This window comes from Komagataeibacter rhaeticus (genome assembly GCF_003207855.1).
GTDB classification, from domain to species: Bacteria; Pseudomonadota; Alphaproteobacteria; order Acetobacterales; family Acetobacteraceae; genus Komagataeibacter; species Komagataeibacter rhaeticus.
This window is the reverse complement of record NZ_NKTZ01000011.1, coordinates 26,834-45,949: the sequence shown is the minus strand read 5'-3', so window position 1 is coordinate 45,949 and position 19,116 is coordinate 26,834. Positions and strand designations below refer to the sequence as shown.

General features: G+C 61.1%; 12 protein-coding genes. All 12 read left to right on the top strand.

Annotation, left to right across the window (positions count from 1 at the left end; translation table 11 throughout):
• Window positions 1–108: 108 nt before the first annotated feature.
• The 12 genes from CFR78_RS11075 to CFR78_RS11020 all read left to right on the top strand — a co-directional run bounded on the left by CFR78_RS11075 (window position 109) and on the right by CFR78_RS11020 (window position 19,115).
• Window positions 109–1,236, top strand: coding sequence for an FAD-dependent monooxygenase (locus CFR78_RS11075; protein WP_007397438.1), 1,128 nt, complete (start codon window positions 109–111; stop codon window positions 1,234–1,236).
• A 19-nt stretch (window positions 1,237–1,255) separates the two neighbouring features.
• Window positions 1,256–1,732: a (2Fe-2S)-binding protein gene (locus CFR78_RS11070; RefSeq protein ID WP_034931089.1), complete on the top strand. Its 477-nt coding sequence runs from the start codon at window positions 1,256–1,258 to the stop codon at window positions 1,730–1,732.
• Window positions 1,729–5,325: a molybdopterin cofactor-binding domain-containing protein gene (locus tag CFR78_RS11065; RefSeq protein ID WP_240471407.1), complete on the top strand. Its 3,597-nt coding sequence runs from the start codon at window positions 1,729–1,731 to the stop codon at window positions 5,323–5,325. The genes CFR78_RS11070 and CFR78_RS11065 overlap by 4 nt, the downstream gene beginning before the upstream one ends.
• Window positions 5,326–5,327: 2 nt before the next feature.
• Window positions 5,328–6,635 (top strand): solute carrier family 23 protein, encoded by a 1,308-nt coding sequence (locus tag CFR78_RS11060; protein ID WP_051672071.1) that lies wholly within the window; start codon window positions 5,328–5,330, stop codon window positions 6,633–6,635.
• The gene (locus tag CFR78_RS11055) at window positions 6,626–7,663 is read left to right on the top strand and encodes a hypothetical protein (RefSeq protein ID WP_034931060.1); all 1,038 of its coding nucleotides are present in this window, start codon (window positions 6,626–6,628) and stop codon (window positions 7,661–7,663) included. Before CFR78_RS11060 ends, CFR78_RS11055 begins: the two co-directional genes overlap by 10 nt.
• Complete coding sequence (locus CFR78_RS11050) at window positions 7,663–8,298, top strand: isochorismatase family protein (protein WP_034931063.1); 636 nt, start codon at window positions 7,663–7,665, stop codon at window positions 8,296–8,298. Before CFR78_RS11055 ends, CFR78_RS11050 begins: the two co-directional genes overlap by 1 nt.
• Before the next feature lie 3 nt (window positions 8,299–8,301).
• Entirely contained in the window at window positions 8,302–9,072 is a 771-nt protein-coding gene (locus tag CFR78_RS11045) for a maleate cis-trans isomerase family protein (protein WP_456305884.1), read from the top strand.
• Window positions 9,073–9,090: 18 nt separating this feature from the next.
• Entirely contained in the window at window positions 9,091–9,885 is a 795-nt protein-coding gene (locus CFR78_RS11040) for an alpha/beta fold hydrolase (protein ID WP_034931069.1), read from the top strand.
• A gap of 953 nt (window positions 9,886–10,838) precedes the next feature.
• The gene (locus CFR78_RS11035; RefSeq protein WP_167331787.1) at window positions 10,839–13,058 is read left to right on the top strand and encodes a TonB-dependent receptor; all 2,220 of its coding nucleotides are present in this window, start codon (window positions 10,839–10,841) and stop codon (window positions 13,056–13,058) included.
• A 79-nt stretch (window positions 13,059–13,137) separates the two neighbouring features.
• Entirely contained in the window at window positions 13,138–14,481 is a 1,344-nt protein-coding gene (locus CFR78_RS11030; RefSeq protein ID WP_146221280.1) for an MFS transporter, read from the top strand.
• Window positions 14,478–16,874: a beta-glucosidase gene (locus CFR78_RS11025; RefSeq protein ID WP_051672140.1), complete on the top strand. Its 2,397-nt coding sequence runs from the start codon at window positions 14,478–14,480 to the stop codon at window positions 16,872–16,874. Before CFR78_RS11030 ends, CFR78_RS11025 begins: the two co-directional genes overlap by 4 nt.
• Before the next feature lie 21 nt (window positions 16,875–16,895).
• Window positions 16,896–19,115 (top strand): MGH1-like glycoside hydrolase domain-containing protein, encoded by a 2,220-nt coding sequence (locus CFR78_RS11020; RefSeq protein ID WP_110581126.1) that lies wholly within the window; start codon window positions 16,896–16,898, stop codon window positions 19,113–19,115.
• The last annotated feature ends 1 nt before the right edge of the window (window position 19,116 follow it).

Below are 19,116 nucleotides of genomic sequence, written 5' to 3'. Positions count from 1 at the left end.
CTTGACGTACCGATCTTATCCTTCAACACTACACAAATAGTGTATACGTCATTGTTGGCAGGCACATGAACCCGTCTTTGCAGTGACCCAGACTAAAAGGATAAGAAAATGTCACGTGGCGCACGTATCGGAATAATAGGCGCCGGCATGGGAGGCGTCGCCGCTGCGGGTCTTCTGCAGAGGCAGGGCTTCGATGTCGTGCTGTATGATCAGGCCCCCGGTTTCTCGCGGCTCGGGGCCGGGATCCAGTTTGGCCCGAATGTCCTTAAAATTCTCAGTCACCTTGACGGCCTGGACAAGAAACTTGAACGGATATCCTGCCTGCCAGACTACTGGGTCAGCCGGAAATGGGATGACGGCACCGTCCTGGCCAAAATTCCCCTGAATGCGGAACGGGCCCGCTATGGCGCCCCCTACATCACCATCCATCGCGGCGACCTGCATCAGGAAATGCTGAACTGCGTTGAGCCCCAGCGGGTGATGTGGGACCACAAGCTTGTCGACTTTACCGATAATGGCCAGACCGTCCGGCTTGAATTCGAAAATGGCAAGACCGATACGGTCGACATCCTTGTGGCTGCGGACGGCATAAATTCGCGTATACGCGAAAAGATGTTTGGCGCGGAAGAAGCCGTCTACACCGGCTGGATCGCACACCGGGCAATCATTCCCGGTGTGGCCGCCAAGGCGCTGGGGGCCGATGTCAACGCCAAATGGTGGTCCGATGACCGGCACATCGTGTGCTACTACCTCGATCGCAACGAGGATGAATTCTACCTTGTAACGGGCGAACCCGCGGAATGGACCAGCCGTGCGGGACAGCTTCCGTCTTCACGCGCGGAATTCAAGGCGGCGTTCAAAGGCTATCATCCCATGGTGCAGGGATATATCGACGCCACGGAAACGGTAACCAAATGGCCGCTCAAGACCCGCGCGCCGCTGCCTGCATGGTATGAAGGCCGGGTCGTGCTGCTGGGCGATTCCTGCCACCCCATGAAGCCGCATATGGCCCAGGGCGCCGCCATGGCGGTCGAGGATGCCGCCGTGCTGGCACGTTGCCTGGGCGAGCTGGGCACCAGCGATCTGGAAAAAACATTCGGGACCTATTTCCAGGCCCGCCGGGAACGCGCGACGAAGGTCCAGACCATCTCCAACGCCAATACATGGCTGCGCCAGCCGGAAGATCCCTACTGGTGCTATGGCGACGATATCTATGACCTGAAACTGACTTCCTGAAATGAAGGAGAAGGGCGCTATGGCAGACAGCGTCTTTCTGACGGTGAATGGCGAGCGGCATGAAATCCATGCCGCGCCGGATACGCCACTCCTGACGGTACTGCGCAACGACCTCAGGCTGAATGGACCGAAATTCGGCTGCGGGCTGGGGGAATGCGGCGCCTGCACGGTCCTGCTTGATGGCAGGGCCGCGCGGAGCTGTGTGATACGGCTCGACACGGCTGCGGCCTGCACGTCCATCGTTACGCTGGAAGGGCTGTCGCCCGATGGCTCGGACCCCGTACAACGGGCCTTTGTAAAGGCGCAGGCGGCACAGTGCGGTTACTGTCTCAATGGCATGGTCATGACACTCAGGGCATTCCTTGATGCGGTTGATCAGCCCGACAGGGCTGCCCTGAAAGAGGCCCTGCGGTACAACCTGTGCCGATGCGGGACGCATGTCGAGATCATGAAGGCTGCCTGTATCGCGGCCGGCCTGAGCGAAGGAGAACCATGATGGCGCAACCCGTGCCCCCTGCCGGCTCCCTGAGCATCTTCCGCCCCGCACAGCCGCCCAAGGGCTTGGCCGCACGGGGTGGCTTCATTCCCAGGGACGAGATTTTCCTCCGGATTACCAGTGATGACCAGGTCCGGGCCTTCTGCGGCCATGTGGATCTGGGCACGGGTATCGCCACCGCACTGGCGCAGATCGTGGCCGAGGAACTGGACGCCAGCCCTGCCCGGGTCCAGATGGTACTGGGCCATACCGAGACCACACCCGACCAGGGCGCGACGATTGCCAGCGAGACCATACAGGTCACCGCCATCCCGCTCCGCAGGGCCGCGGCACAGGCCCGCCGGATCCTGCTTGAACGCGCCAGCACGCTGACCGGCCGGCCGGTCGACACGCTGGCCATCCGTGATGGCGTGCTGGTGTGTGAACCGCCGCTTCCCAACCTGTCCTACCGTATTGGTGACCTGATCGGGGGCGTCACGCTCCATGTCCTGCTGGACGATACCGTTACGGTCAAGAAAACATCGGAATACCGGCTTGTCGGCCGCGACATGCCGCGCGTCGACATTCCGGCCAAGGTAACGGGACGGGCGGTGTACGTCCATGACGTACGCGTTGAGGGCATGCTGCACGCCCGCGTCGTACGCCCCCCCTATGACGGTTATGATCACGGCCCCTATGTGGGGCGCAGCCTGCGCGCGGTGGACCGGCAGTCGGTCCGGCATGTGCCGGGCCTGGTGGATGTGGTCGTGCTGGGCGATTTCGTGGGTGTGGTGGCCGAGCGTGAGGAGCAGGCGATCGAAGCCGCCAGGCTGCTGCAGGTCGAATGGGCCCCCGTGGCACTGCCAGACCTGTCCGACCCGGAAGCGGCAATCGGAAACAATCCCGCCACGCCACGGGTTGTCCTGGACCGTGGCCAGCTTGAAGAGGGCCTGGAGGCGGCCACGACCCGCCTGGACCGGGAATATCTGTGGCCTTACCAGATGCATGGCTCGATCGGCCCGTCCTGTTCGGTTGCCGACTGGCAGGGGGGCAAGCTGACGGTATGGTCCGGCACGCAGAACCCGCACATGCTACGTGCCGATCTGGCCCTGCTGATGGGGATCCCGACATCGGAAATCAAGGTGATCCGGCACGAGGCCGCAGGCTGCTACGGCCGCAACTGCGCGGATGACGTGGGGGGCGATGCCGCGCTGCTGAGCCGCGCGGTGGGCCGCCCGGTGCGTGTCCAGCTCTCGCGTGAGCAGGAACATGTATGGGAACCCAAGGGGGCAGCCCAGCTTGTCAGGATCAGGGGCGGCCTGAACGCGGCGGGGCAGCCGGTCGCCTATGACCTGGACACCAGCTATCCATCCAATGTCTCGCCCCTGCTGGCTCTTGTCCTGACAGGCGTGGTTCCTGCGGAAGTGCCCCCGGTGGCCCAGATGGGCGACCGGACATCCGTCCCGCCATACGACTATCCCAATGCCCGCATTACCGTGCAGGACATGCCCCCCATTGCCCGGGCCTCATGGTTCCGGGGGGTATCCGCCCTGCCCAACAGCTTTGCACATGACAGCTACATCGACGAACTGGCGACCGCGGCCGGGGCCGATCCGCTGGAATACCGCCTGGAACACCTCAAGGACCAGCGTGCGGCCGACCTGCTAAAGGCCACGGCCAGTCGCGCGGGCTGGACACGCCGCACCGGCCCGCCCAGCGTGGACCCTGCCGCCAGCGTGCTGAAGGGGCGTGGCCTGGCTTATGCCCAGTACGTCCATGGTACATTTCCCGGCACGGCGGCCGCGTGGTCGGCCTGGGTCGCGGATGTGGAGGTGAACCGCCATTCCGGCGTGGTCAGCGTCACCCGTGCCGTGGTGGGGCAGGATGCGGGCATGATGGTCAACCCGGCCGGCGTACGCCACCAGTTGCATGGCAATGTCATCCAGTCCACAAGCCGCATCCTGCACGAACAGGTGCAGTTTGATGAAAAAGGCGTGGAAAGCCGGGACTGGGGGACCTATCCCATCCTGACCTTTCCCGAACTGCCGGTTATCGAACCGCTGTTGATGGAACGGCAGGACCAGCCGCCGCTGGGCGCGGGGGAATCCGCATCCGTGCCCAGTGCCGCGGCCATCGCCAACGCCCTTTATGCCGCGACAGGCGTGCGGTTCCGTGAAGTTCCCTTCACGCCGGAAAAAGTCAAGGCGCAGCTTGACGCGGCGCTGGGTCCCCTGCAGCCCTCCCCCCCACAGCCCCTGCCCGCACTGGCCATAACGGGCAAGGCCGCGCACCCGGCCATGGCGGCGGCCACACTGGGCGCGAAATTGCGTAAGGGAGCATTTGCCGCGGGCTTTGCCGCCATTGGCGGGATGATGGCCACACTGATCCCCTGGCGTCCGGCCATTGCACCGGCAAGCCCCCCCACCCCCGGCCTGTTTTCAGAAGCCGCGATTGCACGCGGCGCAAAGGTGGCGGCGGCCGGCGACTGCGCGGTCTGCCACACCGCGCCGGGCGGGGTAACCAATGCGGGCGGGTTCGCGCTCGAAACACCGTTTGGCGTCGTCCATACCACCAACCTGACACCCGACCCGCAGACCGGCCTTGGCGCATGGTCTTACGAGGCATTCGCGCGCGCCATGCGTCATGGCATCAGCCGCGACGGACATAACCTCTATCCCGCCTTTCCCTACACGGCATTCGCCAAAACGAGCGAAGAGGACATGCGGGACCTGTACGCCTACCTGATGTCCCAGACACCGGTCAGCAACCAGGTACCGAAGACCGCACTCAGATTTCCCTACAGCCTGCGGTTTTCGATGGCGGGGTGGAACATGCTGTTTCATGACCCCGCCCCATTCAGGCCCGATCCGGCGCAGTCGGCACAGTGGAACCGTGGTGCATATCTGGCGGAAGGGCTGGGGCACTGTTCGGCCTGTCATACACCGCGTAACGCGATGGGGGCAGAACGGTGGAAAACGGCCTATCTGACGGGTGGCGAGGCGGAAGGCTGGACGGCACCGGCGCTGGGCAGCCTGTCCCATGCGCCACTGCCATGGAGCGAGGACGACCTGTACGCCTACCTGCGCACGGGGTTCAGCCCCAACCATGGCCCGGCAGGCGGCCCGATGGCGCCGGTTGTCCACTCCATGGCAGCCCTGCCCGATACGGATGTGAGGGCCATTGCCCACTACATTGCCTCCTTTGACCGGCGTAACGCCCCCGAAGGCGCGGATGGGCGCCGGGCGGACATTCTGGAAAAGACCCGCGACCGCCAGTCCCTCAGCCGCGGCGAGGGATCGCGGATCTATAACGGCAGCTGCGCCAGCTGCCATGAGGGCGAAGGTGCCCATCTGTTTGGCGCCCGCCCGCAGCTTTCCCTGAACAGCAATATCTGGGCCGATACACCCGATAACCTGATCACCGTCATTCTGAACGGCGTGCCTGCCCCGGCCTTCCGGCATGAAAGCACCATGCCGGCCTTCGGCAAGGTGATGTCTGACCGCCAGATTGCGGAGCTGGTCGGCTACCTGCGCCACACAATGGCACCGGGCCGGGCGGCATGGACGGACCTGCCCGCGCATGTTGCCCGGATCCGCGCACAGGGAGGGCACTGAACATGGCGGCACGCTGGCTACCGGTATGGCGCCGCGCGCGCCAGACGGACCTTATCGCCCCCGATGAGCACTGCGGCGTGGCGCAGACCCTGCTGCTCGGGGTCCAGCATGTCCTGGCCATGACGGGGTCGACAATCATCGGGCCACTGCTGATGGGCTTTGACCCCAATATTGCAATCCTGTGCTCGGGGCTGGGCACGATCGTCTTCTTCTGCATCACCGGCGGCCGTATTCCCAGCTATCTTGGTTCCAGCTTTTCGTTCATTGCACTGGTCGTGACGCTGACGGGATATTCCGGGCATGGTCCCAACCCCGACATCCCGCTGGCCTGTGGTGGCATATTCATGGCGGGCCTGCTCTATGCCCTGATCGGGCTTGTGGTCAGCGTGACCGGATCGGGCTGGATCGAACGGCTCATGCCGCCTTCCGTCACGGGGGCGATCGGGGCGGCGATCGGCCTCAACCTCGCACCTGTCGCCGCGCGGGGACTGGGCCATGGGGGAGCCGGGACCGCATGCGGCATTTTCGCCCTTGTCTGTACCGCCCTGCTGGCCGTTTATGGCAGTACGCTTGTCCGTCGGCTGTCGATCCTGCTTTCCCTTGTGGCATCGACACTTGTGTATGTTGTGGTGGCCAACGGTCTGCATCTGGCCACGCCGGTTGATTTCACCACCCTGATGCGCGCGCCCCTGGTCGGCCTGCCCACTTTCACCGCCCCGCATTTTACCAGCCACGCCGCCATGCTGCTGGCCCCGGTCGGGCTGGTACTGGTGGCGGAAAACATGGGGCATCTCAAGGCCATCGGCGCCGTGACCGGACACCCGCTGGACAGCCTTGCGGGGCGGGCCTTCATGGGTGATGGCGTGGCGAGCATGCTGGCGGCAAGCCTGGGCGGTACGGGGGTGACCACCTATGTCGAGAATATTGGCGTCATGGTGCTCTCGCGCGTCTATTCCACCCTTACCTTCGCCGCGGCGGGCTGTTTTGCCATCCTGCTTGGCTGTTCCCCGTTTTTCGGTGCCCTTCTGCGCGCCATTCCCGAACCTGTCCTGAGCGGACTGGCAATTGGCCTGTTCGGGCTGATCGCCGCAACAATGGTACGGGTATGGATGGACAACAACGTCGATTTTTCCCGTGCCGCCACGCTGTTCCCCGTAGGGGTCGCCCTGGTGGCGGGCGCGGGTGACCTGACCCTTACCATTGGTGGCGTCACGCTGGGCGGCATTACGACCGCCACGATCGCCGCCGTTCTCCTTAACCAGATCCTTACCCCACGATCCAATTCCAGGGAGCCCCCTTCATGCCCGTGAGCGATTTTGAACTGTTACAGGCCTGGCGGCAGGTACTGACGCTGTGCAGGCTCCAGGCAGGCCAGAGCGTAACGATCCTGACTTCAGCAGGCAGCAACGAGCAGACATTGCGCTGCGCGATCCTGGCGGTGCAGGAAAAGGGCGCCGTGGCCAACCGCCTGGACCTGCAACCGACCAATGGCAGCCTGTCCCTTTCGCGCGATCCGCTGGCATTCGTGGGCACGACACCCCTTACGAACAACCGCGCCGCGGTGGAAATGCTCAAGGCCAGTGACCTCGTGCTTGATCTCATGACATTGCTGTTCTCTGCCGAGCAGCACGAGATCCTTCAGGCGGGCGGGCGTATCCTGCTGGCGGTCGAGCCACCGGAGATCCTGGTGCGCATGACACCGACACCGGAAGACCGCACGCGCGTGCTGGCCGCATCCGCCAGGCTGCGCGCGGCAAGGGAAATGCGCGTGACATCCGCCATGGGAACCGATGCCACCTTCGCATTGGGAGACTACCCGATGCTGGAGGAATATGGCTTTGTGGACGCGCCGGGCCGCTGGGACCACTGGCCCAGTGGCTTCCTGGCCACATGGTCCAACGAGGGATCGGCAGAGGGGAAGATCGTGCTCGCGCCCGGCGATATTCTTCTGCCACAGAAATCGTACCTGACGGCACCCGTGACCTGCCATCTGGAAAAAGGCTTCGTCCGGGCCATAGAAGGCGGTTACGAAGCCGATCACCTGCGGGATTACATGGAAAGCTTCAACGACCCCGAAGTCTTCGCGGTGTCGCATATCGGGTGGGGGCTGCAGGATCGCGCGCACTGGTCGGTCATGGGCTTTTATGACCGCGAGGCCAGCATCGGCATGGACCCCCGTGCGTGCGCGGGCAATTTCCTGTGGTCCACCGGGCCGAACAACGAGGCTGGTGGCACACGGGATACGGCCTGCCATATCGATATCCCGATGCGCGGCTGCACGGTCATGCTTGATGGTGAACCTGTGGTGAAAGACGGCCAGCTTGTAGGAGAGGCATAATGGACGTGACGAACAACCGCGACGAGGCACGTTACCACAAGCAGGGCTTTGGTAACGAAATGGGCATGACCGGGCGGATCGCGCTGCTGATTGTCGATTTTGTCAACGGTTTTGCGGACCCCGAAGCATTTGGCGGCGGTAATATTCCCCAGGCGATCGAACGCACGAAAACGCTGCTTGCAATCGCCCGACAGCGTGGGTGGAAAGTGGCGCACACACGCATCGTCTTTGCCGATGACGGGGCGGATGCCAATATTTTCTCGCTGAAGGTACCCACCATGCTCGGCCTGACGGAGACCAACCCCGCCTCCGCCATCGTGGAAGAACTGACACCTGAACCCGGCGAATACATTGTGCGCAAGACGGTGCCTTCGGCTTTCGCGGGGACACCGCTGGCGGCCTGGCTGGTCATGCATGGAATCCAGACGGTTGTTGTGGCGGGCTGTGTCACGTCAGGCTGCGTGCGCGCCAGTGTACTGGATGCCATGCAGTATGGCTTCCGCCCCGTTGTCGTATCGGACTGCGTGGGAGACCGCGCCATCGGGCCGCACGAGGCCAATCTGTTCGACATGGCGCAGAAATGCGGCGACGTCCTGACGCTCGATACCCTGCTCTCCCGCCTGCCCAATTCATGATTTGTGGGAAATAGTGACGTGAAGACAAAGATCTACAGAATTGGGCAGATCGTACCCAGTTCAAACGTGACGATGGAAACCGAAATCCCCGCCATGCTGCAGGCACGCCAGTTGCTGCGGCCCGAGCGCTTCTGTTTTCATTCCAGCCGGATGCGTATGAAAACCGTCAGCAAGGACGAACTGGCATCCATGGATGAACAGTCGGACCGTTGCGCGCTGGAACTGAGCGATGCGCGGGTGGATGTCATCGGTTACGCCTGTCTGGTTGCGATCATGGCCATGGGGCGGGGTTATCACCGGCGTTCCCAGGAACGGCTGCATCGGTGCACGGCCGCCAATGACGCGGCCGCCCCCGTCATTACCAGCGCGGGCGCGCTGGTGGATGGGCTGAAGGTAATGGGGGCTAAACGCATTGTCCTGATTGCGCCATACGTACGCGCCCTGACCGATCTGGTCGTGGATTATATCGCCGCCGAGGGGATCGAGGTCATGGATCACGTCGCGCTGGAAATCCCGAACAACCTTGATGTGGCCGCCCATGATCCGGCGCGCCTGCCCGCCATCGCGGCGGGTCTCAACTATGAGGATGCGGATGCGATTGTCCTGTCCGCCTGTGTGCAGATGCCTTCACTGCCGGTTGTGCCGCAGGTCGAGGCGATGACAGGCAAGCCGGTCCTAACGGCGGCCATTGCAACCACCTACGCCATGCTGCGCGCGATGGATCTTGAAGCGATCGCACCGGGCGCGGGCGCGCTGCTTTCCGGGGCATATTAGGATCAGAAAGGGAAACTGATGACCGAAACCCACTTTATCGAGGGTGCCAATATTCACGCCAATGGCATCCGCCAGCACTACCTGCGCTATGGCGGCAAGGGAACACCGCTTGTTCTGGTACCCGGCATTACCAGCCCTGCCATTACATGGGGCTTTGTTGCCGAACGGCTTTCAAAAGACCACGACGTCTATGTTCTGGACATACGTGGCCGCGGCCTTTCGGAAACGGGACCGGATCTGGATTACGACCTTGATACCTATGCCGCCGATATCCGCGGGTTCATTGACGGCCTCAGGTTGAAGGACGTCGTTGTTCTGGGCCATTCCATGGGGGCACGCATTGCCATACGCCTGGCCCGGCGGGATGACCGTGGCCTGGCCTCCCTTCTTCTGATCGACCCGCCGGTAAGCGGGCCGGGACGGCGGCCGTATCCATCCAAGCTGGAATGGTACACCAGATCCATACGCCAGGCCCGCAAGGGTATGACGGCGGAAGACATGCGCGCGTTCTGCCCGACATGGACGGATGAACAGCTCGGCCTGCGTGCCGAATGGCTTCACACCTGTGATGAACTGGCAACCCGCATCACGTTTGAGAAATTCCACACGGAAGACATCCATCAGGACCTGCCGCACCTGAAAGTCCCGACAAAACTGGTGGTGGCAACACGCGGTGGCGTGATCCAGGACCCGGATATCAAGGAAATCCGTGAACTGAACCCGGCCATCAAGATCGTATCCGTGCCGGACGCAGGTCACATGATTCCGTGGGACAACCTGCCCGGCTTTCTTGAAGCTGTCGCAACCGACTGAAGATTCACCCGTTATAGCTTTCTTACACATGCCCGCCTGCCCGGGCATGTTACTGCACGATGGTCCAGTGCTGGACCCATGTGAATACCATCCGTCCAGCCCCTTTTCCTGCGGCGTTCCGGTTCATGCTGGCAGGCCAGCGGAACCGGATGCATGAACTGTGGCGGTAACAGCCGGCACTGGCTGTCACCGCCACCACACGCGGCATGATAACGGACTGGTCCCGCCCGATGGGCGGCACGGTTCCACCAGTATGGAACTGCCATGCAATGCAGCCCGACAGACGGCTGCATGCACGGAAGACGGATACCGGCTTTCAGCCTGTTATCATGGTGTCATCTACAGGCAGGCTTCTCCCAGTAATCCGCCGTGTATCTTATGGTGCATTTCCTGTCATCATGCCCGGTATTGACGGCACGGGGACAACGTGGATGGAATATTATCAATATGTAACGACAAAGACGGCATCAATGCTGGAAAAGTTACAGGAAAAACAGAATACAACCATTTTATACGTCCCCCACCCCGATCATGGGGCATGCCGCGGGCCGATGTTCCGGACAGCCACATCCAACGCATACGCGACTTCTTGATCAGAGGAAGAGTGATAATATTATCAATGCCCGGTATAAATCGCAAAAAACACGCCTTTATCGAATATTTTTAATGTTGCAGAATCAGATCGATATCCATAATGTCATTTATACGCTACATGTCGACATCGTAACATTGTCCATGCTGGATGACATCCGATCGTCACAATCCGCCTTGCTCGAAGGACTGACAGAATGCGCAGTGCCGAAACAAAAAAGATTGCCCGGCGCCGGCTGGCGCTTCTTTCCACAATTCTTGTCGCGACACCCGGTTATGGATGGGCCAAAAGCAATCAGCCTTCTCCTTCGCCCGTACGGTCGCCGCCCCCCGCATCGCATACGGTCGCACACCAGAAGCCAGTGGCCGGCAAACCACCCGTCGCGCGTGCGCAGAGCGTAGAAACACTGGGGGTGGTGGGCAGGCGTACATCGCATGGCGCCCAGACATTCATCTCCAACCATGTATTCGCCACGGCCGTTGCAGGCACTTCGGTCCTGAAGGTTCTGCAGAACGTACCTGGCGTTCTTTTTCAATCGGATGACGCACAGGGTGTCGATACCGGTGGCGTCAGGCTGTACGTGCATGGTTTTTCCCAGAACCAGATCGGCTTTTCGCTGGATGGCATCCCGCTGGGTGAATCGGTCTATCGCAATTATAACGGCCTGAACGCGGTCGCGGCCCTGTCATCGGAAAATGTGGGTCATATGGATATGTCACAGGGCGCCGGTGCCGTGGACATGCCCAGCACCAACGTGCTTGGCGGCGCGATCCGCATCACCTCATCCGACCCCAAGGACAAGTTTGGCGGCACGGTGGCCGGCACGGGCGGCAGCAATTCCACGACCCATGCCTATATCCGCCTTGATAGCGGAAAGCTGAATTCGACCGGCACAAAATTCTATGTCTCGTATATGAGAAATGACACCAAACTCTGGAAAGGGTACGGCAACCAGTTTTTCCAGCAGGTCAACCTGAAACTGGTCCAGCCCATCCGGGAAGAAAGCAGTGTCTCGCTGCTGTTTGACTGGGCTGATGTGCAGCAGTTCAACTACCAGGCTGAATCCCTGGAAATGGTTCAGAAACTGGGCTACAATGTTTCCAACTACTACCCCAATTACCGTCAGGCCTATCTTGCGGCGCAGGGTATATATTCCAATGGTGAAAACCGGACCAGTGACCCGAAAGATGTCGCGTATTACGCGGGCACAACGGAATCACGCGACCTGCTGGGCGGCCTGAACTTCCATTTCAAGCTTGCCCGCAACCTGGAATGGGATTCCGTTGTCTATGGCCACAACCAGGTGGCCCATACGCAGTGGTCCGACCCGTGGCTTGCCTCGGCCAACGGCGCCCCGCTGTCGGAAATCGTCAAGCAGCCGACCATCCAGCGCTTCGGTCTTACTTCGGGCCTGAAATACCGTATCGGCAAGCATGAAATTCATGGGGGCATCTGGTACGAGAACAACAAATACGTCTCGAACATGTATGCCTACAATGATCCGCTGCTTTCGGGCAGCGAGAACCTGTCTCCCAGCCCGTTCCGGAAATGGAGCGACCCGTTTGCCCAGCTCTGGGGCCAGACCTATAATACCAATACAATGCAGACCTATATCGAGGATACTTACCGCCCGATAAAGAACCTGCTGCTGCACGCCGGCTTCAAGTCCATGCTAAGCACGACACATGTGGGCGCGACCGCGAATTACGAACCCTATACCGGAACGGATGCCATTGCCGGTGGCGTGGGGCTGACCACTTTCGGTGCGTTCCTGCCGCATTTCAGTGGCGACTGGCACTTCCTGAAGCAGCATGAATTCTATTTTGACATTGCCAAGAACATGCGCGCCTATCCGGAGAGTGGCTATCACCTGTCTTCCTCTCCCTTCGCGGTGTCACAGACGGCCTTTGACCTGTCCCGTTCAAGCATCAAGCCGGAAACCAGCTGGTCATATTCCGTTGGTTACCGCTTCAACCAGAAATATGTATCCTTTTCTGTCAGTGCTTACCGGGTCAACTTCTCCAACCGCCTGGGCGCCATTACCGCCGGCAGCCAGACCAACCCGCAGACGACCGTGCTCAATCTGGGCAGCGTGAGCATGAACGGCGTGGATGCGGGCCTGACACTCCGTCCGGTACGCGGGCTGAGCATTTTCAACTCGGTCAGCTACAACCATTCGACCTATGATAACAATGTTACCGAACAGGGAACCACGTATTACACAAAAGGCAAGCATGTTGTGAACTATCCGCGGTTCATGTACAAGGCAACCGCAGAATACAACTACCGCAAAGCCAGCTTTAATGTTGACGCGACATACACAAGCAGCCGGCCCTTCAGCTATACGAACGATACCTCCCTGCCCGGATACTGGCTGGTCAACCTTGGCGCACGGTACAATTTTGGCAGTGTCTCGCGCCTGACGGATCTTACCCTGTCCTTCAACATCACCAACCTGACCGGGTCGCATTACCTGATGATGATGGGTGATGACGGCGGCAACCCCATGTCCGGCGATTACCAGTCGCTGGTTGTCGGTGCGCCCCGCCAGTTTTTTGGAGGCGTGAAAGCCAATTTCTAATATGATTTCTGCTGAAAGAATACTGTCCAGAATAACAGGCGCCTTGTGAGGAACAGTTTTGACCAAACCGGATGACGGCATGAACGGAATGACGGACAACCAGCGTCCCGGCTTATGGGAAAAAATGAGCTTCGGATTCGGAGATCTGGCAGGAAACGCCCTCTTCGGTATCACAGGCGCCTATCTGATTTACTATTATATAAACGTCTATGGTCTCTCTCCCGCCTCCGTGGCCATTCTCATGCTGATGGCACGGGTGGTGGATAGCGGGGTCGATCCGGTTATCGGCTACCTGATCGACCACCGACTGCTCTTTAACGGGAAGATCCGGCCCTATCTCGGATGGTTTTCCCTGCCGCTGGGTTTTCTGACCTTCTGCTGTTTCCTTCCCCTGCCCCTGGGCAGTACCGGGCGGCTGGCCTGGGCCTATGCCACCTATCTTGCGATGGGTATTCTCTTTTCCCTCGTCATTGTGCCGTACGGGCTGCTACCCAATACCATGACGCGGAACCGGGAAGACCGCCTGATGCTTTCCACCTTCCGCATGATGGGGGCCACGCTTGCGACCCTGCTGGTGGGAACATGCATCCTGCCGATGGTGCATCTGTTCGGAAAAAATAACGAACAGGTCGGCTACCCCATGGCGATGGCGGTCGCGGGCCTTGTGGGTGGCCTGCTGGCCCTTATTCCCGCCCGGACCTGTCATGAGCGTTTTGCCCTGGAGACCGATCCCCATCCCCTGCGCCTGCTTGTCGGTTCCCTGCTGCGCAACCGCGCGTGGATCGTCGTCACGATCACGCTCAGCCTGTTCTATATCAATCTGACGGCGTTTTACGGGCTATCCGTCTATTATTCCGTCGAGATACTGCACAGGCCGGAATTTTTTGGTGGCCTGCTTATTTCGGTCATGGGGGGCTGCAAGGTGGTCGGCGTCATATGCTCGCCCCGTCTGGTCCGGACCATCGGCCCCCGATACACGATCGTATTCCCCTACATCCTTTCGGTCACAAGCCTGGCACTTTTCACGTTTGGCCCCAACAACACCTACTGCCTGCTTGGCTTTTTTGGCCTGACCTGCTTCTTTCAGGGGCTGACGCTGCCGGTCTTCTATACGATGCTGGCGGAATCCATTGATTTCGGTGCGGCCACCACCGGCATCCGCGCCGCGGGGATTGCCTATTCAGTCAACAGCTTTGCGGGAAAGGTGGCCTGGGCGGTCGGGGGTTCCCTCTCGGCTGCCATGCTGGAGTGGGGGGGCTACATTCCCCATGCCCTGGCCCAGACGGAACGGGCCCGGGCATTCATCACCTTTGGCTTTGTCGGACTGCCTGCCATCATCGCCATCGTCTCGTCGCTGTGCATCCTCCTCTACCCTTCTGATGAGCAGATCCATTCCGTCCTGCAGCCAGGAGAACCGGCTTGACCTTCCCCAATACGGTCACGTCCCATACCGCCAGGGCACGCGCCCTTGTACGGCAGATGACCATCGAGGAAAAAATCAGCCTCGTCTGCGGGCAGGGACTGTGGCGCACCGCCGGTGTCCCCCGCCTCGGCCTGCCATGCCTGCTTATGGTCGACGGTTCGAATGGCATCCGCTTCGTACCCGACCAGGTGCCGGACAACGGACAGGACGGAGATCTGGGTGCCTTCCTGAACGTGGTTGCCGCAACGGATGAAGGCGAGCGGGCTGAACCGAACGCCCTGCTGGGCAAAAGCGTGCCCAGTACATGCTTTCCGGCACTTTCCGTGCTGGCAAACAGTTGGGACGTCACACTGGCCCATACCATAGGCAAGGCCCTGGCCATCGAGTGCCGGGGCGTGGGCGCGCAGATTCTTCTGGGGCCGGGCATCAACCTCCGGCGCTGCCCGCTTGCGGGCAGGAGTTTCGAGTATTTCAGCGAAGACCCCGTTCTGACGGGTGACATGGCGGCAGGCTTCATACAGGGGCTGCAGGACCATGGCGTTGCCGCCTCGCTCAAGCATCTGGCATGCAACAATTCGGAAGTCGAACGGATCAGCATGGACTCCATCGTGGAACCACGCGCCCTGCATGAACTGTACCTGCTGGGTTTCGAGCGTGCCATCGCGCAGGCCAATCCATGGACGGTCATGACTTCCTACAACCTGCTCAATGGTGTTCATCCCGACCAGGATCCCTGGCTTCTCCAGACCGTGCTGCGTGGCCAGTGGTCCTATGAAGGGGCGGTGATGTCAGACTGGCACGGCATACAGGACCGTCCCGCCGCCCTGAACGCGGGCACCGATCTGGACATGCCTTTCAACAGCCTGCGCCACCGCAGACTGTCACAGGCCATAAAAACCGGGGCGGTATCCACCGATGTCCTTGATGAATCATGCGTGCGGATCGCGGCACTGACATTACAGGTCACCACGGCGCAGCAGACCATCAGGACATCCGCGCCTGATTTTACCGCCCATCATGCGCTGGCGCGGCAGGCGGCCGAGCGCTCATGCGTGCTGCTGCTCAATAAGGACGCCATCCTGCCACTGCGGCCCCAACCGGGCGACAGCCTGCTGGTGGTTGGCACGGGTGCCCGAACGCCTGAAATCCAGGGCGCGGGCAGTGCCGCCGTAAGGCCGCGCTGCTGCGACATTCCGCTTGAGGCCCTGACACAGGCCATGGGCAGGAATACCCTGCTGGAATGGCAGCCGGGCTGGGCTGAAGATGGCAGCCATTGCGCCACACGACACGCAGCCGCACTGGAGGCGGCACGTCATGCCGATACGGTTGTGGTTTTTGCCGGCACGCCCCCGGCTATCAGTGGTGAAAACGCGGACAGGCCCGACCTGGGCCTCTGCCCCGCCCATGATGCGTTCATTACCGCCCTGTCCACGTTCCATAAGCGTATTGTCGTGGTCCTGACCCATCCCGACGCGGTGCTGCTGCCATGGGTGGACAGGGTATCGGCCATCCTTTCCGCGGGCTATGCCGGCGAGGGATTCGGGCAGGCAGCAGCCAACCTTCTGTCCGGTAAGGCCGTTCCTTCAGGCAAGACATCCGTTACCTGGCCCGAACGGCTGGAAGACTGCCCGGCCTTTCTGGGCTATCCGGGTGAGCAGAGCAGACATATCTACCGTGAAGGCATATTTGCCGGTTACCGTTATTTTGACATCCGCGGGATTACGCCACTCTTCCCGTTCGGGCACGGGCTGTCCTACACGACCTTTGCCTATGCGGACCTGTCCATGCAGGAAACGGACAGCCGTTTCACCGCCTCTTTCACCCTGGCCAATACAGGGACGCGGGATGCTTACGAAACCTGCCAGCTGTACATAGGCCGCCCTTCCCCACCCCTTAACCGGACGGGGCTGCACCACCCGGTGCGCATGCTGCGTGGTTTCAGATCCATCTTCCTCCGGTCCGGGGAAAGCAAAGCCGTAACACTGTCCTTCACCCGGCGTGACCTGTCCTGTTTTGACCCGACGCGCGGGATCTGGACCCTGCCCGGCGGGCCGGTTACCGTGGAAATCGGGGCATCATCGCGTGATATCAGGCTTTCCTTGACCATGGAGGTTTCAGGTGATGCGCCGCCGCCGCGTTACCTGGACCTGTATACGCCCCCCGGTCAGGCACTGGAGGCGGCAGGGCTGGCTGATACCCTGGCCTCGTGGCTTGTCGAAACCGTGCACCTGCCCCGCCCGGAAGTGATGACCCGGCTTGAAAACAGCAGGCAGTCCTTTCTGGGCATTTACGATACGCTGTGCTGGGTGTTTGAGCGGGAACTGGATGAAAATACCCTGATGAACATCCTGCAGGCCATCAATCACCGCACTGGCGCCAGAAAGCCCGCCTAACCGCTACGGAACCAGATTTTCATGATCATCGCCAACACCCTTCCGCCAGCGCGCGCCTGGAACACCTGGTCCGACCGGCCGGCGGCCATGACATTCCTGCCCCTGGGCGTTCATGTCACGCCGCTGCTCTATTCCACACGCCACAAGGAGGCGACCCTGCTGCCGCCGGGTGAAGGCATGCGCTTCGGGCACCATGGCATGGACGGGCGGCTTGTGGAATTCGAAACCCGCCACGGCGGGACGCATATTGCCTTTCGCTATGAAAAGCATGATCCCTTTGTCCTGCAGGGAAAATGGCGCGCCACCTCCCTGGCCGAATGGGGGCTGCGCTACTGGCTGACCCTCTGCCTGTCCGCTGAGACTGGTGTAACGGTGTCCCATCATGATGGCGCCTGTATTGTCCGTATCGGCTACCGTTACGTAGCGCTTGTCTCCCAGATGGCGGCGGTACAGGTCACCGCGCATGACAGCCTGGAAGCCGTGCTGGATGACTTCAATGCAAACGGCTATTTCCATACCGCAAGCCGGGGCGACAATGCCCCCGTCATCGCACTGCGCTTCAATCTGGAAATGATGCGCTCCGGCCGCTTTGCCGCGGCGGTGGCCGACAGCCGGGACCTTGCCATCAGGAAGGCGCGGGCCGCGCTTGCGCCGCCCCCCGCCGCCATCACGCTGCCCGCCCAGACCGGCCGCCATGCCGGCGCACTGGATGCCGTCAGGGACATCATGGCGTGGAACACGATGTATGATGGCATCAACCATCGCCCCTATACATCGGTCAGCCGGATCTGGAATCTGGGAAAGTTTGCCGTATGGTACAATGACCAGACATATGCCGCCATGATGACCGGCCTGTTTGACGCACAGATCGCGCGCGAGAACATGGCCGTGGCACAGGCCAGCGCCACGCCACAGGGCAATTTTGCCTGTATTGTCACATCCAATGATGCCTGGGTGGACCGGACGCAGGCTCCGAACGGCTCTTTCATGGTGTGGATGATCTATCTGCGCCACCGGGAACTGTCTTTCCTGCACGAACATTACGAGACCCTGGCGCGCAACCACATGTGGTGGCGCCGCGAGCGCGATCCGGATGGCATGGGCCTTGTTTCATGTGGCACCTCGGATGTGGGGGAGGCGCTGTACAAGGGCACGCATTTCGGCGCACGCAACGAAACCGGAATGGATAACTCCCCCACCCATGACGAAGCCATATATGACCCGCTGACACGCACGCTTTCCACACTGGATGTCGGACTGAACTGCTGTCTGGCCCTGGATGCGGAAATGCTCTCCCGCATTGCCAAGGCCCTGGGCAGGACTGCCGAAAGCCGGTCCTTTGCCGCGCTGGCGGAGGATACGCGACAGAAAATCCGTACATGCCTGTGGGATGCGGAACGCAGCATCTATGCAAACCGGCACAGGCAGGGCGGTTTTGTCCGCAGTGTCGGCCCGACCAGCTTCTATCCCCTGATCTGCGGGGCCGCCACACCGGAGCAGGCCGGGGCACTGGTCAGGGAGCTTTTCAACCCCGAACGCTTTGGCGGGACATACATGGTGCCCAATGTCAGCCGTGACGACCCGGCATTCGCCGATAATGTGTACTGGCGCGGGCGCATCTGGCCAAACGTGAACTATTTCCTGTGGCACGGGCTGCGCCGCTATGGCTTCATACGGGAAGCATCCCGTCTGGCCACGGCCAGCATGCTGCTGTTCAACCAGTCCTGGACCAGGCACCGTATTGCGGGAGAAAACTATTCCGCAGTAACGGGGGAAGCCGATGACCAGCCCGATACGGACCTGTTCCTCTCATGGGGGGCGATGCTTCCCATGCTTGGTGTTGCGGATGTCATGGACATCAACCCATGGGACGGGTGGGAAATCCACAATACGGGCAAACCGGTCAGTATCGGGCCGCTCCAGTCCCCTGTCGGCCCGGTCAGCCTGACAGTGGAAGATGGCATCGCCACCCTCAGCCATCAGGACACGCCCCTTCTGTCATGGAACGGTGTGGGCCGGATGACGGACCTTGAACTGACGGATGGGCAGATCAGCTTCCGGCTGCATGCGGACAATCCGGCACAGCGTGGCAGGCTGCATATCGGCGCGCATTTTCTGCCGCGTGTGTGCGGGGTGTACCTGAACGGCATGGACGGACCCGCCCTGCAGGACGCGACCGTAGACCTGTCAGGCGTTGAAAATGGCCAGCGTGTGGACATCCGCCTTGCACCCGGGACATGAT

Coding starts and splice junctions, on each gene's coding strand:
- CFR78_RS11075 (WP_007397438.1), top strand. CDS start 109: ATGTCACGTGGCGCACGTATCGGAATAATAGGCGCCGGCATGGGAGGC.
- CFR78_RS11070 (WP_034931089.1), top strand. CDS start 1,256: ATGGCAGACAGCGTCTTTCTGACGGTGAATGGCGAGCGGCATGAAATC.
- CFR78_RS11065 (WP_240471407.1), top strand. CDS start 1,729: ATGATGGCGCAACCCGTGCCCCCTGCCGGCTCCCTGAGCATCTTCCGC.
- CFR78_RS11060 (WP_051672071.1), top strand. CDS start 5,328: ATGGCGGCACGCTGGCTACCGGTATGGCGCCGCGCGCGCCAGACGGAC.
- CFR78_RS11055 (WP_034931060.1), top strand. CDS start 6,626: ATGCCCGTGAGCGATTTTGAACTGTTACAGGCCTGGCGGCAGGTACTG.
- CFR78_RS11050 (WP_034931063.1), top strand. CDS start 7,663: ATGGACGTGACGAACAACCGCGACGAGGCACGTTACCACAAGCAGGGC.
- CFR78_RS11040 (WP_034931069.1), top strand. CDS start 9,091: ATGACCGAAACCCACTTTATCGAGGGTGCCAATATTCACGCCAATGGC.
- CFR78_RS11030 (WP_146221280.1), top strand. CDS start 13,138: ATGAACGGAATGACGGACAACCAGCGTCCCGGCTTATGGGAAAAAATG.
- CFR78_RS11020 (WP_110581126.1), top strand. CDS start 16,896: ATGATCATCGCCAACACCCTTCCGCCAGCGCGCGCCTGGAACACCTGG.